Source organism: Sutcliffiella horikoshii (genome assembly GCF_019931755.1).
Taxonomy (GTDB): Bacteria; Bacillota; Bacilli; order Bacillales; family Bacillaceae_I; genus Sutcliffiella_A; species Sutcliffiella_A horikoshii_E.
Window position 1 is genome coordinate 2,376,936 of sequence record NZ_CP082918.1, and the last position, 26,407, is coordinate 2,403,342.

The window sequence follows — 26,407 nt, forward strand, 5'->3', positions numbered from 1 at the left end:
AGATGAATTTGAGTGTGCTCAAATTCATCTTTTTCACTATTTGAAGCTAGTTATGTCCCAGCCTCTTTTGTTTTGCGTTTTCAAAGAAATATCTTCCATATACCCTTTAAAATGTTTATAATATTCTCTTGTTAGTGCTTTCATTCGGAAAGGACCAGGAGGTTGAAAACATGATTGAAGTGAAAAACATCAGCAAGCATTACCGTTTATTCGAAAGGGATCCAGGACTATCCGGTGCGGTAAAAGCTTTATTTAAAAGAAAATATATAAATAAAACCGCAGTAAATGATATCAGCTTCACCATCCCAAAAGGTGAGATTGTAGGGTACATCGGTTCTAATGGAGCCGGTAAATCCACTACTATCAAAATGATAAGTGGAATTCTCACGCCAGACGAAGGCTCTGTCATCGTAAATGGCATCACTCCTTATTCAGATAGAACCAAAAATGCTAAAAATATCGGGGCTGTTTTCGGTCAACGTACACAGCTATTTTGGGATATTCCAGTCCAAGAATCTCTTGAACTATTAAAACATATCTACGAAGTTCCACAAGAAGTTTATGAAAGAAACCTTGCGAAATTTAAGGAAGTGTTAGATTTGGAAGCGCTTTTGCCGATTCCGGTGAGACAGCTTTCTCTAGGGCAAAAGATACGTTGTGAGCTTGCAGCAGCCTTTTTACACAACCCATCCGTTGTTTATCTAGATGAACCCACCATTGGTTTAGATGCATCAGTCAAAATAAAGATTCGTCAATTTATTAAACAAATGAACAAGGAACATCAGACAACCGTCATTTTAACCACCCATGATATGCAAGACATTGAGGAGCTGTGTCATCGTATCATCATTATCGATAAAGGCAGTGTCATTTATGATGGAAGTCTACTTGGTCTTAAGCAACAGACAAGGTTTAACCGGACAATCAAGCTTGAAATTGATTCCAATGGGCCATTTATCCTTCCTTCTGCCTTGAAAAATTCTGTTCTTGTTGAATTACCAGAGGAACAAGATCACTTTTTACTCCATTTTAACAATACGGTCATTTCTGGCAGTGAAATTATGAAAGAGATTATGAGAGACTACCTCGTTCAAGATTTTACAATAACAGAACTTGGGATCGAGAAAGTGGTACAGGAAATTTACGAACGGGGGCCAGAACATGCGGAAGTACTTGGAGCTGTTAAAGTCTCAAATTAAAGTCGAGACGGCTTACCTAGCTTGGTACTGGGCTGATGTTGTCTCCACTTTGCTCCGGTTGGTCATTATGTATTTTTTCTGGGTGGCTGTCTTCCAAAATCGAACAGAGATCTCCTCCATTTCCTTTGAATCCATGATTACATACGTTGTGATTGCCATGATGCTAGAAAACTATGTATCTGGTGCAGGAAATGAGATGGCCAGAAATATTAAAAATGGCGATATAGCGTTGGAATTATTAAAGCCCTACGATTACCTGACTAAGTTAATCTTTATGGACCTCGGTTCTAAAGCAAACAGCTTTGTACGTACGACTATCCCTATTTTTCTTGTAGCCATCATTTTTATTGGAATTCAAGCCCCTCCATCTCTCGAGGTTGCTATTTTGTTTTTGGCCAGCATGCTGGTTGGGATTTTAATTGGTACACAAATCGACCTTATCATTGGCGTGCTAGCTTTTTGGACGGTCAATGTGTGGGGAGTGAGAGTATTACGCGAAGCTATTGTGAAATTCTTTTCAGGAGCCCTCATTCCACTTACCCTCTTTCCGGGTTGGTTTCAAGAAGTGAGCAGCTACCTGCCTTTTCAGTCCATGATTTTCGTACCTGTAGCAATATACACTGGCCAAATAAAAATGGGCCCTGATGCCTTGATTGCCTTTGCAACGCAACTGTTCTGGCTAGCCCTTTTATTTATCGTTGTCAGAGTAGTTTGGACTCAAGCTGTAAAAAAAGTAACCGTGTTTGGAGGTTAGTCTATGTGGAAAAAGTGTAAACGATATACGTTCTTATACGGAAAATACTTTAGCAATCACTTAAAAGTGATGATGGAGTATAAAGCAGACTTTTTCATCGGATTGTTCTCGGTTATGGTCCAACAATTCACTGCTCTTTTTTTCTTAAAAATTGTGTTTGATCACATAGAAGTCCTAAAAGGCTGGACTTTCTATGAAATTCTTTTCATATATGCCATCGCCTTTTTAGGCCGCTCCATTCACCATATTTTCTTTGATAATTTATGGACGCTTGGATGGCAGTATATAAGATCTGGTAACTTTGACAGACTACTGCTAAGACCTGTCAACCCTCTTTTTCAAATTGTAGCGGAAAGAGTGCAGCAGGACGGGTTCGGACAATTAATCATCGGTGGGATTGTGTTAACGATCGCCAGTGTGAATTTGGAGATTGAATGGACGGTACAAAGTCTGCTTTTATTATTTGTTTTTATTATTTCAAGTGGAATCTTATTTGTTGCCATTAACCTGTTTTTTATTACTTTTTCATTTTGGATGGTAGACAGTCTTCCTATTGTGGTTTCCGTTTTTCAGTTAAGTGAGTTTGCAAGGTATCCTTTGACCATCTATCCAAAGGCTGTCACGTTGATCATCACTTGGCTGATTCCATATGGATTTACGGCTTACTACCCTGCAACCTATTTTTTCGAAAAGGAATCCGTGGTCGCAATGGCACTTATTACACCCGTTATTGCCGTTATTTCTTTTATCATTGCATACTGGTTCTGGAACAAAGGAATTCGGGCCTTTACTAGTACAGGGAGTTAAAGCCAAAAGCAAAAAAATAGTCATTTGTTTATCACAGTTGTTCCTTTCCGCAAATGGCTTCGCTTTCCGCGGGACGGTGCTTGAGCCTCCTCACTTCGTTGTGGGGTCTCAATCTACCGTTACTCCCCCGCTGGAGTCTTTGCCATTTGCTCCAATCCACAGCTAGAAATTACGTAAGAAATGTTAATGCTTTTTAAACAACACGATTAGATGGTTTTTATTTGTTATTAAACTTAGTTTAATGAAGTAACCTTGTTGGTTGGAGTGGAAGGCGCGCAGACGCCCGCGGGAGGAAGGGACAGGTGAGACCCCGGAAGGCGAAGCCTGAGGAGGCTCACGGACCGCCCGCAGGCAAGCGAAGCGCTTGGAACGGAAATCAACTGTTTCTAATACTTTATGTTAAAAAAAGCCACTCCAGGTTGTGGTGGCTTTTTTGCTGTTTATTTTACCTAAACCTCAAAAGCTGCTTTCTATTGTTAAACAGGGTTGGATATGACAATAATCCAAGCATGGTGCTTGTGACAGATGCTGTCGTTAGTAATAAGAATACGATAAGCAGTTGAAATTGAACGGCCTGAATGGGACTGGCTCCAGCAATTATCTGACCGCTCATCATTCCCGGGAGCTGAACAAGTCCAATCGTTTTCTGACTTTCAATCGTCGGAATCATGCTGGCTTTGATTGCCTGTATCAATTGGGTATGTATGGCCTGTTTGGTTGTCCCGCCAAGGGAAAGAATTAGATCGATTTCATCCTCTCTTGCTTCTATCTCAGAAAGGAATCTATTGAGAAAAAGAATGCCTAGCACCATGGAGTTCCCGATAATCATGCCGCTTATCGGAATGATATATTGTGCAGTTGCCGGAATAATATTGAATCCAATCAAGATCCCTTGTGTCAGTACTTCAATAAAAATGAAGGTTATGGCCACCTTCCAAGTGATCCCTTTAATCGGTGTCTTTTTTCTCGCAACATTTTGAACGGCGGCGCCAATAATAATCAGTACCATTAAAATGATAAAGAAATAACCACTTGATTCAAAAACGAAGGTTAACAGATAACCGACGATAAATAGCTGAACAACAGATCTGATTACAGCAATTATCGTATCCTTTTCTAGGCCAAGTCGGAATGTTTTAGAAAGCATGATAGGTATCACAACAAAAATAAGGGCTATTGCGAGTGTAAAGGCGTTCATTTCAACTCCCCCTTAAGAAATGCTTGTACATATTCGTTTGTTGAGTTTTGAATATCCTGACTTTTACCTGCTTCTAATAATTCTCCGTCCATTAAGATCCATGTATAGGTTCCGACTGTTAAAGCCTGATTCAAGTTATGGGTGATCCATATTATAGTAGTGCCGTACTTTTTGCTTACCCTTTGTATTAATTCATCGATTTCTCTTTGTGAAGTATGATCCAACGAAGAAGTTATTTCATCCAACAGTAACACTTTCGGACGATTCACAAGTGTCCTTGCAATGGATAACTTTTGTCTTTGTCCGCCTGAAAGATCTTTCACATTCTGATGCAACTGGCCTTCTTCAAGTCCCACTACATTTAATATGTTGATCGCCTCTTCCTCTTCAAGAGAGCGCTCTTGCAGCCGCAAAGGTAAAGAAAGGTTATCAAATACATCTCCGTCAACCATCGGAGCACTTTGAAGGGCAATCCCTACCTGCTTGCGAAGCTCTGTTGGTTCGTAGTTATTCAACTCTTTTCCATTAATTATTATTTCACCTGATGTAGGAGTCAAAAGACCATTAAGCATTTTCAACAAAGTGGTCTTACCCGCCCCAGAGGGTCCGACAAAGGTGGTGATTTCTCCTTCGGTTATGCCTCCCGAAATACCTTTAAGAATAAGTTTATCATCGGTTTTATACTGTACATTCTTTAACTGTATAGCCTCCTTCAACGGTACCCCTCCTTTCCAGTTAATAGTACATACTATACCCTTGTTTCTAAAAAAAATAAGGCCGGGTAGCTCACGCTCGGCCTTTTACGTAATTTAAGAAAAAGCTAAAATACAAATTGTAATTTATCTTCCTTCCATTCTAATGAAGCATTAAAAACCTTTTCTCCTTTTTTAAAACCCTTAATTTCAGCAGTTCTTCCTTCTGTTAAAAGTTTTTTCGCGTTTGTAGCAGAGATGGTCTTACCGAGAATTTTTTTAGAAATGGTGAAGTTGCACTTATTGGAGTTGTAGTTCGAACATCCGTAAAATGATCCTTTGTCCACTACATCTCCATCGCACTTTTTACACGCACCCACCTTTGTTCCCACTCCCGCCGAACCACGTCCCTTGCGCTTGCCTTTTGAATATTTAAATTCACTAATGTCCATTCCTTCGAATGACCATTGATCGCTTTCATTCTTTGCATCCTCTATCAATTTTATGGACAGTTTTTTTGCCTGTTCCATGAATTCTTCAGGTGAAGCTGTACCTTGACCTATTTCATGCAGGCGCTGCTCCCATTTTGCCGTCATTTCGGGACTCGCGAGAATGCTAGATCCGATCGATTTAATCAGCAACTTGCCTTTATTGGTAGCAAATACTTGATTTCGTTTGACATCAATATATTTTCTGTCTTTTAGCACACCGATGATCCCGGCGCGGGTCGCTTCTGTTCCAAGACCCTCGGTTTTATTCAGAACCTTGGTAAGCTCTCCATCTTCTAAATGTTTGCCAGCTGTCTTCATCACCGTAATGAGTTGTCCTTCTGTATAACGTTTAGGAGGCTGAGTCTTTCCTTCTTTCACTTTTACGTCATGAACACGCCCTGTTTCTCCATGTTCTAGGGAAGGTAGATCTTGTTCCTCTTCATCTGTTTCTTTTTCTTTCTTGTTGCCATATATGACTGTTCGCCAACCTGCCTGCACCTCTTCTTTTCCTTTTGAAAAAAATGTGGCGCGACCATCTACTAGTGTATGTATCGTCGTGTAGTCAAAAATTGCTTTATCATAATGAGCCGCAATAAGTCGCTTTGCGATAAGTGTATAAATCTTCTCTTCATCCGGTGACATCTTAGATGGATCTGTTACTTGCTCTGTTGGGATGATCGCATAGTGATCTGTTACCTTTTTCTCATTTACCACCCGTTTATTATTCATGACGGATGAGAATGGAAGTGGAAAATAATCTTTAAATGCGTTAAATGCACTCAATTTTTGCAAGGTTTCAGGAAACATTCCTGCCTCTTCTTTCGTCACAAAGCTTGAATCAGAACGAGGATAGGAGATGATTCCTTTCACATAAAGTTTTTGGGCCACCTCTAATGTTTTTTGCGGAGAGAATTTATATAGGCTATTGGCAGTAGCTTGCAAAGAAGAAAGGTTAAAGAGAAATGGAGGCTGAAATTCTTTCCGTTCTTTCTCGATGTTTTCTATTTTCGCTTCTTTTCCTTTACAGAACTGCACAATCTTTTCTGCTAAGTTCGCATCATCAAGCCTTGATTCTTCGTCCTTATGCCATTTACCTTTATATTTCTTTCCATTCATATCAAAAGTGGCCAGCACTTCCCAAAACGGCTTTGAGACAAAGTTTTCAATTTCAAGCTCCCTTTTTACAATCAACGCAAGTGTTGGGGTCTGTACTCTTCCTGTGGAGAATACATCGGATATTCCCTTTTGCTGCAGGAGCAACGTATACGCTCGTGATGCATTCATTCCGACTAGCCAGTCCGCACAAGATCTACTTAAAGCTTCATAGTAGACATTTCTGGTTTCGTGTTCCGCTAAAAGGTTATCAAAACCTTTTTGGACAGCCTTTGGGGTTAAGGAGGAAATCCACAACCGCTTTAGTGGTTTATGACAATTGCTAACAAGAAGGATGATACGAATGATCGCCTCTCCTTCCCGTTCTGCATCACCTGCCATAATTACTTCTGAAACTTCAGGGTGATGTACTAATTTTTTGACGGTTTGGAATTGCTTCCATTTGGATTTGGTTACTTTGTGTTGGAATTTTTCGGGTATGATTGGGAGAGTTTGCAGGGACCAGCGTTTCCACGCCTTATCGTATTCTTCCGGAGACAACAGTTCACAAAGATGTCCAACAGCCCATGTTAGCAAGGCACCTCTAGGGAACATCGGTTGAGGGGGAATCTCAACATAGCCATCCTTTTTCTTGTAGGAAAATGGAGCAGCAAGCTTTAATCCTTGATCTGGCTTTTCAGCAATTATTAATTTCACTACATCTTCCACTCCACTCTATAAAAATAAATGTAGGAAAAGAGTGTGGCTTCCCTTCTCTTTTCCTACATTTATTATAAAAGCAAAACATTTGTTTGTATAGTTACACGGTCACAATATTTTTTCTGGGCACTATGTTCTGGACAGTGATTAATGGGTATGCACTTTGTTGAGTTTCTCCAACTAAGAGGTATTCACCTACTTCCAGCGCGAAGGAATCCATGAAATATATAACAGTTAAAGATTCACGCAAGCTGTTGTAAATGGTCTCCTCATCTAATGAATACAAATGAAGATTCGTTTTAATACGCAATATTATTTCCCTGCCTTCAAACGTTGTCCGCAGCATAGCTTATCCCTCCTTTACCTATTTATATGAAAGGATAAAAAAAATAAAACAGGTACAAAGTTTGAAACCTTGACTATAATAGAAGAAATATTGTATATTGAAATTGTCATTAAACCGCTTTCTTTTTTAGGAAATTGGTTGTGATAATACAATTTCACGGCACATTGTGCGCTATTTTTAGGAGGAAAAAGAACAATGCAAAACGGTAAAGTAAAATGGTTCAACAACGAAAAAGGTTTTGGATTTATTGAAGTAGAAGGTGGAGAAGACGTATTCGTACATTTCTCTGCAATCACTGGCGACGGTTTCAAATCTTTAGAAGAAGGCCAAGAAGTTTCTTTCGAAATCGTTGAAGGAAACCGCGGACCACAAGCTGCTAACGTTACAAAACTTTAATTTATAATTGTAAAATATATATAAAAGCGAGAGACCATCATTTGTTTGATGGTCTCTTTCGTTTTAATGAATATCTTTTGCCTCTTTTACTAATTCTAAAATAAGAAGGAGGCTGTAAAAATGGATAAACAACAATATAATAACAATACTGAATTGCACACAGGATATAATGATCTGGCTCAAGTTCAGGTGTCCATCCAATCTGCAGAAAAAATGGTGGGGTCGGCTACTATGAGTCTTGATCCTGAAGCTATGGATCATGCAGAAAGAGCCATTTCTAATGCTAGATCTCTACTTAACGATGCAAAAAGCGCAGGAACGGGGCTAGATACCGATTTTCTTCAAAATTGTGAATTATCCCTCACTCAATGCGAACATCAGCTTTCCGAAGCACGAAAATAACCGCCTGGATGGGCGGTTTTTTTGTGCAGCAAAAAACCAGCCGGTAAAGCGCGAATTTATTTGCGCTCCACTAACTGGTCTCCTAATTTCTTGATTTCAGCACCTACTGTACATTCACTGATGCAAAAAGATTGAGCATGCGTCTTGCCGTAGTCTTTTCGTAACGTTTGTTTAACCAGGCACTCCGTACAGTACGTATCTAAAATTTCACCAACTTCCAAAAGTATCTTTTTTCGATTAATCATTATTTACTGTCACTCCTATATATTCACAATTGCAATTTACTTTCTATCGGGGTTCCTTCTAATGCCTGTTTGGCCAGCTGATGGGCCTCTGTATTATCTTTTCTGTTTACAGGTTCATATACTGGCCTGATTTTAAGCTCTTTCAACTTTTGTTCTATCTTATCAAGCCAACGGTTAAATAGGTCATCGTAACACGGCCATTCTCCAGACAGTTGGTTTAAAACCACAAGGGAGTCACCCTTAAAAGTAACTTCCATTGAACGTATTTCAAGATACTCCAATTGTTGAACCAGAAAATAAAAAGCTGCATACTCCGCTTCGTTGTTCGATTCCAATTCTTCAATCCTTGCATTTATTCTGTATCTGTAGTCTTTTCTATTTTGATTATAATAAACCACATTTCCGATTCCCGCCAGTTTTGTGTCTGTGTCGTATCCTCCGTCAAAATAGGCGACAACATCTGAAATTCCTACTTCACTCTGCTTAATCCACTTGTTTATTTCTTTTTTCGTCCATTCTGACCCATCTTGATCAAAGAAAGAGAGACGTTTTACTCTCCCCGTCTTTTCTATATCTTCAGCAAGCCTAAGAGCCAGCCTAATATCCAGTTCGTCACTTCTAAAAGTGGTCTCAATGTGTTTTGGTGTGTGATAGTGCCATTCTAAGGTTAATTTCATGTTTTGGGTACCCCTTTACATCTATGTGTTCCTTACTTATACCCAATGGTGCGAAGAAGTATGGGTAAATGGCTTTATTACTTTATTATTATTGTGTATTCTTATCTTATCACAGGACATATCGAAATATGTTCGTGTAACACTTATTTAATAGGCAGGCGAATGCAATGATTGAGGTATATATTGACGGGGCGAGTGCTGGAGATCCAGGTCCTTCTGGCGCTGGAATATTTATAAAAGGGCATGGCCGTGCTGAACAATACAGTATTCCGCTTGGAATGATGTCAAATCATGAAGCAGAATTTCATGCATTGATCGAAGCATTGAAAATATGTACAAAACAAGGCTATCAAATTGTTTCTTTTCGTACTGATTCTCAAGCTGTCGAGAACGCGATGGAAAAGCGATTTGCAAAAAAGCCGCAATATCGGGTGCTGTTAGAAGAGGCGTTGAACCTGTCCGATCAGCTTGATTTATTTTTTATAAAATGGGTGCCGAGTAAAGAGAATAAGGTGGCGGATGAACTGTCGAGGAAGGCGATTCAACTTAATAAACAATAAGGGGAATTGGGTGCGGTCTCTGTTAGTTTGAGCTTTGGTTGTCCGATTTAGGTCGTTAAGACGTGGTGTCTGTTACCGTTTGTGATTTTTATTGGCGGCTTTGGGCATTGAGACGGCTTCTTTGGTTACCGTTTGGGCTTTTGTTGAGCTGGTTCGGGCGTTGAGATGGCTTCTCTGTTACCGTTTGGGCTTTTGGTAAGCTGCTTCGGGCGTTGAGACGGCTCCTCTGTTACCGTTTGGGCTTTGGGTGACGGACTTCGGGCGTTGAGACGCCTCCTATATTACTTTTCACCCTTTTACCGAGTTGCTTCGGGCATATAGAACGCCTCTATTTTACCTTTCGTCCCTTTAACAAGCTGCTTCGGGCATATAGAACGCCTCTATATTACCTTTCTCCCCTTTAACAAGTGGTTTCGGGCATATAGAACGCCTCTATGTTACCTTTCTCCCCTTTGACAAGTGGTTTCGGGCATATAGAAGCAGCCATTCAATTACACTCCCCTCACAATAAAGAAAACTTCCCCAAAAAAATTGGGAAAGTCCTCTATATAATCTTCTTTTCCTTGGCCAATTCAAAAGCCGCATGCTTAGTATGGACTTGTTCCTGTTTGATCATTTCCAAAAATGATACAAAGAAACTTCCATCAAACTGCTTTTGGGCTTTTAGTGTAATTTCGATGGCTATGTTGACTAAGTAATCCGAGCTGTCTGTATAATGTTTTCCAAATTCTATAAAACCAAGAGAATCTTCTCCGAATTTAAAGCCTTTTGCGGTAAGTTGTTGAAGGTAATCTTCTGTACTCCATGATTTGTTCATGTCTATCCATCCTTTTGTTCGTCCCCTTCCTCAATTTTACCGCAAAATTTGTCGTTTGCCCATCAAAGTTTGTCCCAAAGTTCCAATTTTTTCTTTTTAGGCAACAAGCGCATTCCCAAAAAAGCGAGAGCGATACCGAATAAAGCCCCTCCAACTACTTCCTCTGGCTGGTGTCCCAACCGTTCTTTAAGACGCTTTTTCAATTTATCATGGACATTCTTATCAGGTTTCCCCTCTAATCTATCCAACTTTTCAGCAAGGTCATTTACAGCAAGGGTTATCTCTCCTGTTTGCCTTCTAACTCCTTGTGCATCATACATAACAATGAGCCCAAAAATGACGGAAAGTGCAAAATCTATCGTTTTGAATCCCCTTTTTAAAGCAATGATGGTGGCAAGAGCAGATACTCCGGCCGAATGTGAGCTTGGCATTCCTCCCGTTTCAAAGAAGGTATTCCATTCCCATTTTCCCGTTCTAAGAAATTTTATTGGAATCTTTAGAAATTGTGCCAACGTGATAGCACTTAAAGCAATTTTAAGTGGTCGGTTCAAACTAATCACCTCTTGTGTAGTTTGAGTCATTCTGAACTTCACAATGCAACATAATTTTTAGCTGAAAAAGGAAAACTACTAATGGAGGTGAGAAGCATGAGTAGAAATAAGTCAGCAAACAGAGGAAAAAAAGCACCTGGTGTAAACCCTCAAGGATATGGTCAAGATGCGGAGTTTGCGCAGGAAGTAAACTCCAAGCTTGAAAATAAAGCGAAAAAAGATAACACGAAACGTTAAAAAAGAGAAGATGACTTGCTCATCTTCTCCTAACAAACTTTATCTATAAACACATGTAAATTTTTAAATTCCAGCTCGTCAAATTTACTTGCGACTTTGTTGCGGTCAATCTTAATGGTGGCATCATGCAATTCACAAGAAACCGGTACATCACACTTAATTGTTGCAAGCTCTCTTGACAGGTGCAGTAATTCCAAGCTGTCTTCAAATTTCTGACGTTGACTTTTCGTAAGAGCTGACAGATTTTCTAAGATTCCATCTACTGTCTGATACTCCATCAAAAGTTTTGTAGCGGTCTTTTCCCCAACACCTTTAACTCCAGGGTAGTTATCACTGCTGTCCCCCATTATGGCTTTAAGGTCGATGAGTTGCTGCGGTGTAAGGCCTTTTTTCTCATAGAAGCCATTCTCATCTAACACTTCATAATTGCCATAGCCTTTCATTAACAATGCTACTTTGATATTCGGTTTGATCAGCTGAAGTACGTCTTGGTCACCAGTCAGAATGATAACCTCTGCTTCTTCTCGATAAAGTTCTGCAAGGGTTCCTAAGCAGTCATCTGCTTCAAAGCCTGCAAGGCCAATATTAGGGATATCAAACGCCTCTACCACTTCTTTTACAAGGTCAAATTGTGGAATCAACTCTTGTGGCGGTGCAGGTCTGTTTGCTTTATAGTCATCAAACATTTCTGTGCGGAAGGTTTTGCTTCCCATGTCCCAGCAGCAGACAACATGTGTCGGCTCGAACGTTTCCATGGAAGTAATCATATGTTTAACAAATCCCTGAATAGCATTCGTTGGGATTCCGTTGGATGTATACATGAATCGATTATAAACACTGGTTGCGAAAAATGAACGGAATAATAAAGCCATTCCATCTATCAGTAATACTTTTTTCAAAAGAACACTCCCTCTCTATTCCGTTTCTGATTATAGCATAAATCGGGGTGTGTGGACAGGCACTCATAGATAGACCGTGAAGGGCAAATAGTCAAAAAAAATACTGAATTAGTCAAATAAGCAGGTGAATTAATCAAAAAACCCTTCAATTAGTCAAAAAATCACTCGAATATATCGAGAATCCATTTATTTCCTGAATCTTTAAAGGATTTATGTAGGGGCAAATCAAATAATTCCTAAAAACTGTTCCATTTAATAAAAAAACTGCCCAAAGTCGAAAAAATCGACCTTTGGACAGCGTTTTATTGCTTTAAAACTATTGGTTTTTCTTATTTGTCATTTTTGCTGCTTCGTATTCCGCATATGAAGCAAACTCTGAATCCATGTTACCTTTTTGTTTGGCGTTATTGTTGCGTTGTGCATTGGCATTTCCTTTTTTCGTACGTCCCATTCGAAATCTCCTCCTTCATATGGTGAATCTCTTATAGTTTGCGCAAGAGAATACCATTTAAGTGAGGGTAAATTTAGTTCTTTATTTAGAAATTGGGTTGTCTGTGTAACTTATCCAGTCGCTCCAGCTACCGGTATACAACTTTACTTTTTCATAACCAGCTTCTTTGAGGGCTAAAAACATTGAGCAGGCAGTTACACCCGAACCGCAGTAGACGACCACTTCTTTAGAAGGGTCAAGCTTAGAAAATCTTTCTTTCAACTCTTCCGTCTCTTTCCATTTTCCATTCTCAACGTTTTCCATCCAGAAAAAGTTAAGAGCACCCGGAATATGACCGGCAACCTTATCGATTGGCTCTTCTACTCCCCTATAGCGGTTAGGTTCTCTTGCATCAAGAAGGTACGCTGAACCACTTTCGAAGGCAGGTAGTTGGGATTTAACTTCTTTCATATCTGTTAGCAAATCTTCTTCCACTTTTAATGTAAGAGTACCTCGCTTTTCATGAGTAGGCACTTCTGCTGTTACAGGATAACCTTGCTTCACCCATGCACTGTAGCCACCATCCATAATCCAAACTTTCTCATGACCCAAAACTTTAAGCAAAAACCACAGCCTTGAGGCCATCGCACCGTTCTGATCATCATAAATAAGTACCTTGCCACCGTCATGAACCCCGATATCTTCAAGTTTAGAATGAAGTTCATGAATATCAGGTAACGGATGTCTGCCCCCATGTGTAGCGACTGAGCTGGATAAGTCTTTATTCAAGTGCATATAATGTGCCCCTGGGATGTGATGTTCTTTATATTCTTCAAGACCTTTATCAGGTGCAGGAAGATGGAAGCGACAATCAATGATCGTGAGTTCGTTTAAATGCTCCCTCACCCAATTTACCGAAACAATATGTTTCATGCTTTCCCCTCCGCATGCTAGTTACTTCGAGAAACAAATTCCTCTACCATTTCTTTCGTTACCAGTTGTCTTTGAGGTGCTATTCCTTTTCGTGCAAGTTCATTTATTCTTTTCGTTACCTCGTTAATTTTTTCCGTTGTATATGGTTTCTTTTGACGGCAAAGTACGATGGCCTCTTCTATGTATGCTTCTCTTTGCTGCTCAAGTTGCAGAAAATTCATTACCACTTGATTTTGTTTTCTAGAATGCTCACTTATGGCTTTATGTACGCTCATGGTTGTTCCTCCAATTTATCTGTTCTTTTTTCATTAATTGTATTATGTTCTCTTTCGGTTGCCAACAATCAAATTTATAATTCGGCTTTGTTTCAAAACCAAGTCTGCTGCAACGGTAAATAGTATGAGTAGTTAATTTTATCACTTGATAATGTTTACAGGTAGCACAAGCATGAAATCGATTTCCTTTTGTGATCTCACTCACCCTCTAATCCCAGCTGTTGAAAAAACAAATCCTCCAACATGTTACGATTTACCGTTCCCTCTTTTAATAAAATCAAAGACTCTTCAGCAGCATGGATAAAAGTACTTACTTTAGTAAAAAGTTGCGGAATGTGTGGTTTATCCGTTATTTCTTCTCCGGTCTTTAAGCTAAATAAATGAGATAAGTCTTCCTTGGTAAATGTCTTGCTTTTCTTTATAAGTTCTTCTAATTCTAAGGTTACTGGTTCATGGTGTATAACCTGTTCTAACATCAATGATGCCCGGACGGCATGAACAAGGTGAGAAACGACATTCTTTTTTCTCCATACTTGGAGATTGTTTTTCGCCATGTTCGCATAATGAAAAGCAAGTACCTTTCTGGAGTAATCCTTTAAAACGGTGTCTTTTAAAGAAAGCATGGCAAAATCCAACTCCCTATATACAATAGGAGATAGCATCCATTCATATAAAGATGGGTTGGACTTGCCGGCCAGTAACAATGCTTTTTTAAGGTCCCAACCTTGAATGTCGTATATGTCATCCTGCTGGGTAATGGTATCTTCCTTCTTCCATAAGGAAAGATAATCTTTTAGGGGAGCAACATAGATGAACCTGATATCATAATCACTGTCTTCGGTAGCAAATCCATATGCCCTGCTACCTGCTTCACAGGCATAAAGGATCTTCACCTTATGGGTTAATTCGATAGTAGTGAGCATATCCTCTATCCGGTTCACCTGTTTTCCCCCTTATTTTTGCTGTATGGTTTCTAGCACTTGTTCCAGATGCGGGATGTCCTGTTCTTGTTCAAGTGCTGACTTCATTCCTTCGTAATAGTCCTCGAGCTGTCTCAGGATATACTTTTTGACCTCATCAAGAGCCGTTTCCATTTCACCGTTATAATGGTGAGTTAGTTCCTGTGCGCTATCCTTTAAGTATGTGTCCATCAATGGAGACAGTTGCTCTTCTAGAAATGTTGCCATCTTTTGCTTTTCATTTTTCTCGAAAAAAGCTTTCGAATTTCGGAAGTAGCCAAGCGTTTGTTTTTCAAGCTTGGAAGAAATAGCGGGAAAAGAAGTTTTCACTTTAAAAGTTGTAAAATCCTCCGTTTCCAAAACACGCAAGGAAAGCTGAGTTTCTACCCGTTGAGCCTCCGCTTCTAACTCCTTTTGCCAGGAGTGCAAGCTCTTACGGATAAAGTTCTCTGTCCGCACGGTAGTTGCTCTAACTTCTTGGGAAAGATTGTGAGAAATATCTGTCACAAGTTCATGCAGGCAACTGATAAGCTGTGCTTTCATATTTCTTCCGTCTTCCCTGATCACTGCAGGATTGAAGCTTTCTTTAAAGAAATCAGAAAAACGTAATAATGTTCGTTGCTTAATATAATATACCAGTTCGTTTATTTCTTGCTCAAGCAGCGTATAGAAGCTCTCTGTTGCGTACCCTTTAATCTGAGTTTCCAGCTTCTCTTTGTTACTAGCATGTAAAAGCTGCAACTTCTCTTTTTCCTCGGAACCAAGCTTTGCTTGTTGAACAAAATGCTCAAATAAAGCGACCGCCCGGTTTAGGTCTGATTGTGCTGCATGAAGACTCATCTCAACCAAATCAGACTGAATGAAGGCTGAAAATGCTTTTTCAAAATCATCCATCAAAGAGCTTTCCAAAAATGGATGTTCAAATGAGCGGTCTTCTTTTTCTTTCAGGGCAAGAAGACTTGAAACTGGATATAATCTTGGATGACGAATTCCATAAGCAGTCAATTGATCTCCAACATAGTCACATACGAGTTCGAGTTCTTCCTCATTATTTGCAAGATCTGCTGCATTAACAAGGAAGAACATTTTATCCATGGCAAAAGCGTCTTTTACCCTGCCCAGTTGAATCAAAAACTCCCTGTCTGCTTTTGAAAATGCGTGCTGATAATACGTGACAAAAAGAATGGCATCAGCGTTCTTAATGTAATCAAATGACACATCGGTATGTCTTGCATTAATGGAATCCGCTCCAGGTGTGTCCACAAGTGTCAGCCCTTGTCTTGTGAATGGGCAATCATAAAACACTTCGATCCATTCCACAAAACATGATTTCTCTTCTTGTGCGACATACGCTTCAAACTCACTTAGCGTCACCTGTTGGAGCGTCCCTAATTTCGCCTTCATTTCATCCCAACCTGTTAAAAAGGCCTTTAAAAAATGAAAATGCGTTTTCTTGTTGGCATCCAGTTCAAGATGCTCATTTTTGGAAATGATGCTCTTGATTGCCGGAACGGCTTCTTCAAGACCCAATACTTCCATATTGAAAATTTGCAAGGCCTGTTTTACATCCTGAAACAGCTGATCAGTTGTTTTCATTTGTACACAAACCGTTCCATGAGGATTATCCTTGGTCACAGGAGAAATCTTGTTGATGGAAGCAGTTGTTGGATTTGGAGATACAGGCAGCACCTTTTCACCAAATAAAGCATTTGCAAGAGAAGATTTCCCTGCACTGAATGCACCAAATAACGCAACGGTAAAGGTCTGGTTTTCGATTTTTTCTGCTCTCTTTTTCAAGTCATCAACAATCGTCTGAAACCCATGTATCCCCTTTAAAGAGTTTGCTGTCTCGTGGAGTCCTCTCACTAACTTTGCCGGGTCATTCTGGTTTATTGTATCTAGAGTACCTTCTTGTTTCTGAATGTCAGTTTTTCGCTTACCTGTCGAGGAAGGCAATTCATCTCCGCGAACTTTTCTATAGGAACGGTGCAGATATTTGGTAATAAGATCTCCTGTATCACTTTGACCTAAATTCGCTGCAGTCTTAACTAAAATACTGTTTAGTTCTTCATATTGTTGTTCAAGTTTCATATGCAGCTGTGTAATCGCTTCTTGGGCATGATGTACCGCTGCTAATTTTTCCACTTCCACCGTCAATTCTTTTGTGCTATCTTGCATTTGTTTCTCAAGTTTTTCAAAGAAATCTTCCATGAATCTTTGTACTTGTTTCTGGTATTCTAGCTTGATGGAATGTGCTAAATCTTTTGTATAATGCAAAACGGCGTTTCCGGTATAGCCAGCACCAGGTTTTACATGGCTGGCAACAAACTCTTCCGAAATCGAAACCGTCAGCTCCTGGACTTTATCAAAAATGGCGGGAGAATAAAAGTTTTGCTCTTTTAGAAAGGAAATAATATGTTCATGAATGAACTTCTCGACCTGTGTTTTCACACGCTCTCTCAAATCACTTCGAAAAGCGGCACTTCTTTGCTCGCGCTCCTCTTGTGTTTTTTTTCCAGAGAACAGAAGCCCCACCTTGAATCCCTTTTGTTGCGATTCAAGATAACGTTCTGCTAGCTCCCTCATCTCAAAAGGTGTGATATTGGCATTTTCCAAGATTCGCTTTGTCTGATTGATAAACTCCTCTTTCATTTCAGCCGTTTCAGATTGGATGGTAGTAAGTTTATATTTTCTTATCCTTAAAGTCTCCGCAACATCTCTTGGCAGGTCTCCAACAGAGTCAATCGTTTGCTCATGACTGTTCATTTCCTCTGCCCGCTGATCGAGCTGCCATTCTTTATGTTCATCTATTACTTGAATGAGCGCTCGCTCAATCGTCTTTGGCAGGATATCCAATTTGTCCTGTCTTAAGATTTGAATCGTTTCTTTAACGATGGCAAGGTCGTTAAGAGGATGACTGGCATCCTTCAGGCTAGTAAAATAGATGCTTGCAGGGATAATTCCCCAATCCCCAAAGGACTCCATTATTCTATCGTTATAGGTGGAAAACGGGATTTCTTCCTCCCGATGCTTATCTATTTGGTTAACAATTAAATAGATCTTCTTCTCCTTGTCTTGAAGTTCTTTAATAAACTTAAGGTTTACTTCAGACTGGACGTGATTGTAGTCCATCACATAAAAAATGACGTCTGCCAAATGCAAGGCTGATTCTGTGGAAATGCGATGAGCATCGTCTGTAGAATCCACCCCTGGAGTGTCTAATATAACCATATCAGCCGGAAGTTTTTCAAACGGAAATTGGTATTCAACAGATTCTACTTGGTCTCCGTTTTTACAATACGCTTTAACATGCTCAAATGAGACTGGCGGGAGGATCTCGAGTGATTCTCCCTCAAAAAAATGAACATGGGCAAGCTCTTCCCCATTTCTAATTTGAACAACATTGGCGGAAGTTGGAATAGGACTGGCCGGCAGAATTGCTTCCTCTAATATCTCATTGATAAAGGATGACTTCCCCGCGGAAAAATGTCCGCAAAATGCTATACTTAATTCTTTTGTAGTTTGTTTATGTAAAAGTTCTGCCACTTTTCTGGCACTTTTTTGATCGCCGCGTTTGTGCAGTTTTTCTAAAATTAGCTGCAGCTTCATTTGGAGCTGACTTGTCTCTTGTTCTTGCTGCTGAATTTGCTGTTTTGGATTGTTTGATCCCATTTCTATTGTCCCCTTAGTTGTGTGTATCATTTCTCCGCTACTTAAGTCTATTTTACTTGATGTTGCAGTATTTTCCCACATAAGACGCCTTATTTATTAATATTTTTATTCAGGAAACTTGTGCATGTTTTGTATTGGCCAATTTATAAAAAAACAGGCCTCCTACACGAATGATGTAGAAGACCTGTTATGTATTATTTAATTAATCGACCTTGGCTCACATGTATGCTGTAATACAACTTTCATTAATACTGAATACGCTACCACAGTAGTACCAATCAACAATAATGTCATGTTGGTATGTCCCCCTCGTTGATAGTGATAATTATTATCATAATCATACCAGCTTATCGGCTAATTGACAATGACTTTCATTCAGATTCCTTCTGAAAAGTTGGCGAAAAGCGATTTCGGTCCTCCATATAAGAAGCGTAGTTGGTTGTTGTTTCAGCTAAAGCCCTTTCTTCAAGGGGAATTCGTACACTTAACATCCACGCGTTAAGTATGGTGAAGACTAAGACCGTATAAAAAGCATGAAACATCAATGGTATCAGCAAAATCTCTAACATAACTATTGTATAGTTGGGATGACGGAGAAACTTGTATGGACCTGTTTTCACAATGGATGCATCAGGTAGAATCAATACCTTTGTGTTCCAAAACTTCCCTAACGACTGTATAGACCAAACTCGGAGTGATTGTGTCATGATAAATAGACTTAGAATAGCCGGCCAAAAAGGGCTTATTGTCCGGTCGAATAGGATGACTTCTGCTAAGAAACTTGTTAAAAAAGCGACATGGAGACTGACCATGTATTTGTAATGCTCTTTGCCGTATTCTTTAGCCCCCATTGATCTGATCCATTTCTCATTTCTTCTTGCAATGCCTAGTTCCACCACTCGTTGTGTGACGATAAATGCAAAAAACAATGCGAAGATCATGTTACATCACTCCCATTCTAATAAAAGCATTTCAGAACTGAAACCCGGTCCAAGTGCAGCTGCAATCCCTTTCTCCCCTTTTTTCGGACTCTTTTCCATGATTTCCTTTAAAACGTATAAGACAGTTGCAGAAGACATATTTCCATATTCTTTTAGCACCTGTAGGGAAGTATTCAACTTTTCTGCCTCTAACCCTAAACAATCTTGGTATGCTTCCAACACCTTTTTCCCACCAGGGTGTAAGACAAAATGGTCCAGTTCATCTAGTTTTACGTGATGGTTATCTAGAAACCGTGTGACATTAGGGGCTAGCCAGTTCGTAATGATAACAGGGATATCCCGAGAGAAAACCACATACAGTCCTTCATTCTTAATCTCCCACCCCATCACATCTTCTGAATTCTCCATTAATGTAGACTGACTTCCTAACACTTTCGGATAAGCACCCTTACTATCTATCTGAACCTCATCTCCGGCCAGCAACACACAGGCAATGCCATCTGCAAAAAGAGAGGTTCCTACCAGATTACTTTTCGACCGGTCATTTTTTTGAAAGGTAAGACTGCAAAGTTCCACACATAATACAAGTACCTTTGCTTTAGGAAAGGCAAGACAATATTCATATGCTCTTGAAAGTCCCGCAGCACCTCCAGCACAACCGAGTCCCCAAATTGGTATTCTTTTAGTGTAAGGTGAAAACGGAAGGATATTCATGATTCTAGCTTCTATGCTTGGTGTGGACATGCCTGTAGTAGATATATAAAAGATAGCTTCAATATCTTCATGTGCTATAGATTGTGAGAGTGTTGCAGAATTATATAAACATGCATTAATTGCCTCTGCTCCATAAGCAACCGCCTCTTTTATGTAAATATCATTTTTTTCTTGAAGCGTATGTGGTTCCCTGAACCACTCTACGTCTCTGGCAAAATGCCGTTTCTCTATTTGGCCATTCTGAAAGACAGTAAGAAGGCGGTTAATATCCTTAAAAGAATCTTCGAATAGTTCTTTGGCAAATTCGACAACCGTATCTTGTTGGATCGGATATTTAGGAATGGACGTTCCAACAGACAAAATTTTTGGCATAATTTGAGCACCTCATCCGGTTTGGTACTGTTAATTTTTCCAGAATTTATATAATTATACCGATGAGTGACTTTCTAAGAGGGAATAACTTGCGGGAAAAAAGAAAAAACCTTCCCAAACTAATCCGGGAAGGTACATGTCGTTTTAAAGGAGTTGTTGTGTTGTGCATTTTTATTATAACGAATACCGCTAAATTTATCACTATAAATAATTGGAAATCACTTTTTGTAGAACTTTGCCATCCAAAGCTCATCCACATATTCTCCATTAATAAAGGCTTGTTCTTTTTGATTTCCTTCTTCATGGAATCCATACTTTTTATAAAGTTGGTAGGCAACCTGATTCGATGAGAAGACAGTTAACGATAATTTCCTAATATGTTGTTCACACCACATATCTGTATAATCCATGATTTTTTTTCCAATGCCGAGTCCTTGAGCTTCTTCAGCTAACCATGTTCGGAACAAGCCTGTATGCCGCTTCATCTGGATTTCTCCCCGAATAACACGGGCTATCCCGACCACTCTTCCATTTCTTTCTACTCCAATATACATATTTTCCTTTTTCTTCATATCACGGATGAAAAGCTTTTCTTCCTCGGGAGTTCGAGGGACATCCTTCTGTATGTATTGACCTGCAGCAATAATACTCTCTACTGCCGTCACGATATCTCCTGCATCTGATTCTTCCACCGGCCGTAAAATGACGGTCGACTCGTCTTTAGCTGTAAATTCAAAACGTAAATCTAACATGATGTTCCTCCTATAAACTCTTTAGGTACTACATCCTACTTCATTTATCTTTATTCTTCAACAAAAAACCCTTTATCAACCATGAAATTGCTGAAATTTGTTGAAAAATAGAATAGGAAGTGTGGTATGATTAATTTGTACTATATAGAAGGATTAAAGGAGGTGCCAAATGTCCCTTTCAGAGAGTTTAACACAGGTTTTCAACAGGACTTTAGACTCTCTTAAGACGGTTATTCCGATAGAGTTCACCTTTGATCAACCCAGTTTATATACGGAAAACCTAACGAATGTTACTTATGGAGTGCTTATCATGTTAACCGGAGACATTCGTGGTCAGCTGATTATCCAGGGAGACCAACATGCTTTTCAGCACATCGGAGAAATGATGTTTGGCATGCAGCTAGAAGGTGAAATGCTTCAATCTTTTACAGGTGAGCTTGGAAATATGATTGCAGGGACCCTCTCATCAAAAGTGGCGGGAAGTGGCATCAATATGGATATCACACCTCCTGACGTATTGAGCGAACAACAAAAAGAGTTTCACCTAATGCACCGATTACATACTCCTGTTTATTTAAAAGATACACTGCACATGCAAATCATTATGGAGTTGGAAGAAGCTTCATAACCATTGGACCCTCCTATATGGAGGGTTTTTTGTGTTTATTAAAGAGAAAAAGACCAGAGACTTTCTCCCTGGTTTTTCTGCCATCTATCATGTTAATTGATAAATTTTATTATACTTATCTTCCAAATACTTAATGAGGTGGTCCGCATTTAACTCTTCCCCTGTTACATCCTTCAAGATTTCTAAAGGCTTTTTCAATTTACCGTGTTGATGGACTTTTTCTGTTAACCATTCTTTCACCGGTCCAAGATCTCCGTTTGCCAAAAGCTCATCATAGTTTGGCAAATCCTTCAGCATGGCTTGTTTAAATTGAGCTGCGTACATATAACCTAATGCATAGGAAGGGAAGTATCCGAAGCTTCCACCAGACCAATGCACATCCTGAAGCACTCCTTTGGCATCATTTGGAGGGGTGATACCAAGATAACTCTGGTACTTTTCATTCCAAGCCTTTGGAAGATCCTTCACTTCCAACTCATCATTAAAGAGAGCTTTTTCCAACTCATATCGAATCATGATGTGTAAAGAGTACGTTAATTCATCCGCTTCAATTCTTATGAGTGACGGTTTGGACTCGTTGATGGCAAGGTAGAATTCTTCTAGGCTGATTTCATCAAACTTGCCGCCTGCATAGCGTTGAAGACTTTCATAATGACGCTTCCAGAAGTTTTCATGACGGCCTACAAAGTTCTCATAAAATAAAGATTGAGATTCGTGAATCCCCATAGATGTTCCGGTGCACAATCCTGTGCCTTGAAGTTCTTTAGAGATATTCTGCTCATACAGCGCATGTCCACATTCGTGAATGGTTCCAAAAACAGCCGTTCGGAAGTCCTCCTCATCATATTTAGTCGTAACACGTACGTCTCCAGGGTTCAATCCAATTGCGAAAGGATGGACGGTTTCATCCAATCTACCTGCATCAAAGTCATACGATAGCTCCTTTAATATCTCTACGCTGAAATCACGTTGCTTGTCTTTTGGAAATGACACCAACAATTCCTTTGCCCTCGGTTGAACGGAGGAATCTGCAATGTTTTGAACGAGAGGAACAATTCTTTCTTTTAGCTTAGCAAACACCTCATCCAATTTTTCAACTGTAATCCCCGGTTCGTACATATCTAATAAAGTATTATATTTGTTTCCTTCATAGCCCCAATATTCAATGAATTTTTTATTGAAGCCAACCAGTTTTTCTAAATATGGTTGTAAAAGAGAGAAATCCGATTTTTCTTTTGCTTTTTCCCAAAAGGACTCTGCTTTGGTTGAAAGCACTACGTACTCTTGATATTCCTTTGCTGGAACTTTTTTGTTGCGATCGTAGTTCTTTTTGCTTTCTAATAAAGAGGCTTTTGTAATGTCATCAAGTTCATGGAATACCTCTTCATTCAGAAGTTGGGTTAAGTAGCTTGCCATTTCTTCTGATGTGGACATGTTGAATACTTCTGAGGAAAGAATTCCGATGACGTCTGATCGACGATCTACTCCTTTTTTAGGGGCTCCTGTTCTGAGGTCCCAGAAAATAAGAGATAATGCTTCGTTATAGCTATCCATTTTGTTGATATGATTTCCGTATTCTTCTTTTACTTGGCTGATTTCTATCATATGTATCTCCCCCACTTTGTTATAAAACAGCTGAACACCGCTGGTGATTCCCGAAAATGGCTTCGCTTTCCGCGAGTCGCTGCTGGAGGCTCCTCGGCAAGCCTGCGGGGTCTCCACCAAGCGCTATCCCCCAGAGGAGTCTTCGCCATTTTCTTCAATCACCAGCTATATGTTACTCTGAAATATTAATATCGCTGATTAAAATTAATAATAGAGCTACTGTTAAGAATACACAATTTTCTCACTAGTTGGCAACAGTTTTGGAGCAGATGCTTATGGAAAGTTAGTTGTCTCTTACAGCTTCTTAAGTATATGGAGTCACCTTGTTGATTGTAGTGGAAGTCGCGTAGACGCCCGTGGGAGGAAGGGACAGGTGAGACCCCGCAACGAAGTGAGGAGGCTCACGGACCGCCCGCAGGCAAGCGAAGCGCCTGGAACGAAAATCAACAGTTTTATACACTTTCCATAATTCAAAAAAAGCACCGAATTCAGCTTCGGTGCTTTTGGTGTTTGTATTATTGTGTTACAGGGCTGGTAGGTAGGACGCCTTCGATTTTTGCACGTACAGCTTCCGGTAATCCAGATGGCAGATAGACGGTAATTTCTCCGCTATCATCTGTGGTTCGGATAAGTCGTCCCATTCCTTGACGAAGACGAAGTAGCATATACGGAACATCCAGTTGCATATATGGATCTTCAAGCCCTTTTCGCTTCGCAGCAAAGACCGGATCATTTGGTGGAAACGGCAAGGACCAAATAACAACATTAGACAATGAAGGTCCAGGTATATCCAACCCTTCCCATAGATGATAAGCACAAAGAACTGCACTTTCTTCATTTTGGAATTCAGAAACCAGTACACTGATTTCCTTTTCTCCTTCAAATAGGAATGGATAATCCGTGTTGTCGGCATTTTCGGTTTTGAACCTTAATAATTCCTCTTTAGTTGAAAATAAGACTAGCGTTCTTCCACCATTTCGTTCGATGGATTCCATTGTCTTGTTGAATTTTGTTTGAAAATCCTCTTCGACTGTTAATGAAAGTTTCATATTTTCTTCGTAATCAAATGGAGAATTAATGGAAAATGATAAATAATCTTCTATGCCTAGGGAAGACGCAAGATAACTAAAGTTCTCATTGTCAGATAAGGTTGCAGAAGAGAATATAAAAGGAATACGTTTAGAAAAGACATTTTCTCTTAATACTTCTTCGACTGTTTTTGGCATAACCACAAGTGTCAGGTCCTTACTTGCATGTTCAGCCCAAGCTATCACATCTTCTTTCGATAAAAGCAACTTTAATAAAAATTCAATAGAATCCAAGTATTCCTCCACAATGTGGAGCTGGTAATGGTCTACCGTGTGGAGTTCGCCTTCAAATACAAGCTGATTCCCTATCTCTTCTATTTTTGCCAGTAGATCTTTGGCGCTTTTCACAAGACGGGTATCCATCGTGATATCTTTGCGGTCAGAGCCCTCAATGCTTGTCAGGTTTTCTTCCAGCATATCAAAAAACAGATCGTTCGCCTGTAAAGAATCCTCTACTAAATAAGCAAACTCTTCCCTTAAATCGTTTCCTAATAAACGGGTAAGAATTTCTTCTACCTGTTGATTTTTAATTTTGTACGTTAGTGCCTTTTGGGCAGCAAACTCCAACAAATGCCCTTCATCAAAAACGACACTTGATGCTTCTGGTAAAAGAGGAAGCTGACCTTCCCTTTTTCTTTTTTCAAATGTCCAAACATGTTCCATGTAGAAATCATGTGAGCATATAATCAAATCGGTTGATTTTCTGTAATGATCACGGGAAAGAGTTTGTCCACAACGATGGCGTTTTTCACAACTGAAACAGTCCTGGAACGTGTCCCATCCGACCATGTCCCATTCCTCATCATTCAGTTTTGCGTAATCTTTGCGATCTCCATAAGGATGGAAAGACTGCATCGCAGCAGGTTTCGTCACAAAGCTTGGAAGTGCATCATACACTTCATCTATGTTGTCATTATCATATTTATTTACGGCATAATCTAATTTGTTCAAGCACAGGTATTGTTCTGGTGATTTCGCTAGACGTACATCCATTGTAATGTCTAGGACCTTTGATAGTTTTGCTATGTCCCCTTCTTTTTTGACAAGCTGCTCAATCAAAGACTCATCGGCACAGGTTATAATAGCAGGCTTCCCCATATATCTTGCATAACAGATTGCGTATAAAAGGTACACCATCGTCTTCCCAGTTCCAACACCGGCTTCCGAGAAAATCACCTTTTTCTCTTTAAACGCTCTTTCCAGTTGGAAAGCCATAAAAATCTGTTCATCACGCAATTCAAATCCAGCTTCAGGTAGGATGTCGTAAAATACATCCCCAATCCATTCGTTCAGGCGATCAAAAAAGGCATCCCCTTTGTTCATTGTAAATGGCAGACGATTGTTCATTATATGTACCTCCGAGAAAAAGTTTGCATCTAGTCATTATCTACTATTTAGGGAGTGCTTGTCAAGTGGGGTATTGGCATTAGTGGAAGGGGTTATTCTCTAATAGCAAAAAAAGCTATTCTTTTATAGGCTAAAGACTTTAGTTGCTCCATGAAGACTTCACCTTCTTATTTCCTGCTTCACTGAGGTCTTCATTCGCTTTATGAGGACTTCTATTTCTTTGTTTCCCCTTTACTGAGGTCTTCATTCGCTCTATGAGGACTTCTGTTCCTCGGTTTCCGCTTCACTGAGGTCTTCATAAGCCTTATGAGGGCTTCTGTTCCTCGGTTTCCGCTTCAGTGAGGTCTTCATACCTCCGCTCCAAATAAAAAACCTCCCAATAGGAGGTTTTCCGCTTAGTTCTTTGTAATATGGATTATCTCATCATCAAGCAGGGTGGCGTACAGCATTGCTTTTGTATATTCATCACGTGCAGCGTTCATTCGTTCTACACATTCATGATTATCTAGTAAGTTTTCACTTGCAAGGCGCTGATAGCTACTTTCCAATGCTTTGGAGATCCTCATAAAATCATTCACATGCAAAGGCATAGAAATCCCTCCAAACAG

28 protein-coding genes are annotated in these 26,407 nt (G+C 39.7%); 8 read left to right on the top strand and 20 right to left on the bottom strand.

Going from position 1 to position 26,407, the window contains the following annotated elements; genetic code table 11:
• Positions 1-170 precede the first annotated feature (170 nt).
• From K7887_RS12090 to K7887_RS12100, 3 genes are read left to right on the top strand one after another with little or no spacing between them, the layout of a single operon-like run.
• Positions 171-1,199 carry an ABC transporter ATP-binding protein gene (locus tag K7887_RS12090; RefSeq protein ID WP_223489490.1) on the top strand — a complete coding sequence of 343 codons (1,029 nt, stop codon included), beginning with the start codon at positions 171-173 and terminating at the stop codon, positions 1,197-1,199.
• Entirely contained in the window at positions 1,162-1,953 is a 792-nt protein-coding gene (locus K7887_RS12095) for an ABC transporter permease (protein ID WP_223489491.1), read from the top strand. The genes K7887_RS12090 and K7887_RS12095 overlap by 38 nt, the downstream gene beginning before the upstream one ends.
• Positions 1,954-1,956: 3 nt before the next feature.
• Positions 1,957-2,760: an ABC transporter permease gene (locus K7887_RS12100; RefSeq protein ID WP_223489492.1), complete on the top strand. Its 804-nt coding sequence runs from the start codon at positions 1,957-1,959 to the stop codon at positions 2,758-2,760.
• 445 nt (positions 2,761-3,205) lie between these two features.
• Here the strand turns inward: K7887_RS12100 and K7887_RS12105 are convergent, their stop codons facing one another.
• The 4 genes from K7887_RS12105 to K7887_RS12120 form a co-directional block, all read right to left on the bottom strand.
• Positions 3,206-3,958: an ABC transporter permease gene (locus tag K7887_RS12105; protein WP_223489493.1), complete on the bottom strand. Its 753-nt coding sequence runs from the start codon at positions 3,956-3,958 to the stop codon at positions 3,206-3,208.
• Positions 3,955-4,674, bottom strand: coding sequence for an ABC transporter ATP-binding protein (locus K7887_RS12110; protein ID WP_223489494.1), 720 nt, complete (start codon positions 4,672-4,674; stop codon positions 3,955-3,957). Before K7887_RS12110 ends, K7887_RS12105 begins: the two co-directional genes overlap by 4 nt.
• A gap of 104 nt (positions 4,675-4,778) precedes the next feature.
• Positions 4,779-6,950 (bottom strand): DNA topoisomerase III, encoded by a 2,172-nt coding sequence (locus K7887_RS12115; protein WP_223489495.1) that lies wholly within the window; start codon positions 6,948-6,950, stop codon positions 4,779-4,781.
• A 103-nt stretch (positions 6,951-7,053) separates the two neighbouring features.
• On the bottom strand, positions 7,054-7,299 hold the full coding sequence (locus tag K7887_RS12120; protein ID WP_223489496.1) for a hypothetical protein: 246 nt from the start codon (positions 7,297-7,299) through the stop codon (positions 7,054-7,056).
• Between the two features lie 195 nt (positions 7,300-7,494).
• Between K7887_RS12120 and cspD the strand changes: the two genes are divergently transcribed.
• Together cspD and K7887_RS12130 are read left to right on the top strand one after the other, a co-directional pair.
• The gene (gene cspD / locus K7887_RS12125; protein WP_223489498.1) at positions 7,495-7,695 is read left to right on the top strand and encodes a cold-shock protein CspD; all 201 of its coding nucleotides are present in this window, start codon (positions 7,495-7,497) and stop codon (positions 7,693-7,695) included.
• Positions 7,696-7,815: 120 nt separating this feature from the next.
• A complete protein-coding gene (locus tag K7887_RS12130) occupies positions 7,816-8,097 on the top strand; it encodes a DUF2564 family protein (protein ID WP_223489500.1) in 282 nt (93 codons plus the stop codon).
• A gap of 56 nt (positions 8,098-8,153) precedes the next feature.
• Here K7887_RS12130 and K7887_RS12135 read toward each other — a convergent pair whose 3' ends face one another.
• The gene (locus K7887_RS12135) at positions 8,154-8,342 is read right to left on the bottom strand and encodes a zinc-finger domain-containing protein (RefSeq protein ID WP_010193776.1); all 189 of its coding nucleotides are present in this window, start codon (positions 8,340-8,342) and stop codon (positions 8,154-8,156) included.
• 23 nt (positions 8,343-8,365) lie between these two features.
• Positions 8,366-9,019 (bottom strand): reverse transcriptase-like protein, encoded by a 654-nt coding sequence (locus K7887_RS12140; protein WP_223489502.1) that lies wholly within the window; start codon positions 9,017-9,019, stop codon positions 8,366-8,368.
• 167 nt (positions 9,020-9,186) lie between these two features.
• Here K7887_RS12140 and K7887_RS12145 point away from each other — a divergent pair, with 167 nt between their 5' ends.
• The gene (locus tag K7887_RS12145) at positions 9,187-9,579 is read left to right on the top strand and encodes a reverse transcriptase-like protein (protein WP_223489504.1); all 393 of its coding nucleotides are present in this window, start codon (positions 9,187-9,189) and stop codon (positions 9,577-9,579) included.
• Positions 9,580-10,123: 544 nt separating this feature from the next.
• Here K7887_RS12145 and K7887_RS12150 read toward each other — a convergent pair.
• Both K7887_RS12150 and K7887_RS12155 read right to left on the bottom strand, forming a co-directional pair.
• Positions 10,124-10,396, bottom strand: coding sequence for a DUF6123 family protein (locus K7887_RS12150; RefSeq protein ID WP_010193771.1), 273 nt, complete (start codon positions 10,394-10,396; stop codon positions 10,124-10,126).
• Positions 10,397-10,458: 62 nt separating this feature from the next.
• Complete coding sequence (locus tag K7887_RS12155) at positions 10,459-10,947, bottom strand: divergent PAP2 family protein (protein WP_223489506.1); 489 nt, start codon at positions 10,945-10,947, stop codon at positions 10,459-10,461.
• 96 nt (positions 10,948-11,043) lie between these two features.
• On the opposite strand from K7887_RS12155, the gene sspL reads away from it, so the two are divergent.
• Positions 11,044-11,184, top strand: a complete 141-nt coding sequence (gene sspL / locus K7887_RS12160; RefSeq protein WP_010193769.1) for a small, acid-soluble spore protein L — start codon at positions 11,044-11,046, stop codon at positions 11,182-11,184.
• Between the two features lie 29 nt (positions 11,185-11,213).
• Here the strand turns inward: sspL and K7887_RS12165 are convergent, their stop codons facing one another.
• The 9 genes from K7887_RS12165 to K7887_RS12205 all read right to left on the bottom strand — a co-directional run bounded on the left by K7887_RS12165 (position 11,214) and on the right by K7887_RS12205 (position 21,131).
• Positions 11,214-12,083, bottom strand: a complete 870-nt coding sequence (locus tag K7887_RS12165; RefSeq protein WP_223489508.1) for a 5'-3' exonuclease — start codon at positions 12,081-12,083, stop codon at positions 11,214-11,216.
• A gap of 316 nt (positions 12,084-12,399) precedes the next feature.
• Positions 12,400-12,534, bottom strand: a complete 135-nt coding sequence (locus tag K7887_RS22975; RefSeq protein ID WP_010193767.1) for a hypothetical protein — start codon at positions 12,532-12,534, stop codon at positions 12,400-12,402.
• 81 nt (positions 12,535-12,615) lie between these two features.
• On the bottom strand, positions 12,616-13,446 hold the full coding sequence (locus tag K7887_RS12170; RefSeq protein ID WP_223489510.1) for a sulfurtransferase: 831 nt from the start codon (positions 13,444-13,446) through the stop codon (positions 12,616-12,618).
• A gap of 17 nt (positions 13,447-13,463) precedes the next feature.
• Positions 13,464-13,721: a YpbS family protein gene (locus K7887_RS12175; RefSeq protein WP_223489512.1), complete on the bottom strand. Its 258-nt coding sequence runs from the start codon at positions 13,719-13,721 to the stop codon at positions 13,464-13,466.
• A gap of 197 nt (positions 13,722-13,918) precedes the next feature.
• On the bottom strand, positions 13,919-14,662 hold the full coding sequence (locus K7887_RS12185; RefSeq protein ID WP_223489513.1) for a nucleotidyltransferase domain-containing protein: 744 nt from the start codon (positions 14,660-14,662) through the stop codon (positions 13,919-13,921).
• 12 nt (positions 14,663-14,674) lie between these two features.
• Positions 14,675-18,352, bottom strand: a complete 3,678-nt coding sequence (locus tag K7887_RS12190) for a dynamin family protein (protein ID WP_223489514.1) — start codon at positions 18,350-18,352, stop codon at positions 14,675-14,677.
• Between the two features lie 371 nt (positions 18,353-18,723).
• The gene (locus K7887_RS12195; RefSeq protein ID WP_223489515.1) at positions 18,724-19,293 is read right to left on the bottom strand and encodes an isoprenylcysteine carboxyl methyltransferase family protein; all 570 of its coding nucleotides are present in this window, start codon (positions 19,291-19,293) and stop codon (positions 18,724-18,726) included.
• Between the two features lie 6 nt (positions 19,294-19,299).
• On the bottom strand, positions 19,300-20,379 hold the full coding sequence (locus K7887_RS12200) for a type III polyketide synthase (protein ID WP_223489516.1): 1,080 nt from the start codon (positions 20,377-20,379) through the stop codon (positions 19,300-19,302).
• A gap of 218 nt (positions 20,380-20,597) precedes the next feature.
• Positions 20,598-21,131 (bottom strand): GNAT family N-acetyltransferase, encoded by a 534-nt coding sequence (locus K7887_RS12205; RefSeq protein WP_010193757.1) that lies wholly within the window; start codon positions 21,129-21,131, stop codon positions 20,598-20,600.
• A gap of 169 nt (positions 21,132-21,300) precedes the next feature.
• Between K7887_RS12205 and K7887_RS12210 the strand changes: the two genes are divergently transcribed.
• On the top strand, positions 21,301-21,759 hold the full coding sequence (locus K7887_RS12210; RefSeq protein WP_223489517.1) for a chemotaxis protein CheX: 459 nt from the start codon (positions 21,301-21,303) through the stop codon (positions 21,757-21,759).
• Between the two features lie 87 nt (positions 21,760-21,846).
• Here the strand turns inward: K7887_RS12210 and K7887_RS12215 are convergent, their stop codons facing one another.
• From K7887_RS12215 to K7887_RS12225, 3 genes are all read right to left on the bottom strand, one after another.
• Entirely contained in the window at positions 21,847-23,364 is a 1,518-nt protein-coding gene (locus K7887_RS12215) for a carboxypeptidase M32 (protein WP_223489518.1), read from the bottom strand.
• A 515-nt stretch (positions 23,365-23,879) separates the two neighbouring features.
• Positions 23,880-25,799, bottom strand: a complete 1,920-nt coding sequence (locus K7887_RS12220; protein ID WP_223489520.1) for an ATP-dependent DNA helicase — start codon at positions 25,797-25,799, stop codon at positions 23,880-23,882.
• A gap of 395 nt (positions 25,800-26,194) precedes the next feature.
• Positions 26,195-26,389: a hypothetical protein gene (locus tag K7887_RS12225; protein ID WP_047968909.1), complete on the bottom strand. Its 195-nt coding sequence runs from the start codon at positions 26,387-26,389 to the stop codon at positions 26,195-26,197.
• Positions 26,390-26,407: the final 18 nt, after the last annotated feature.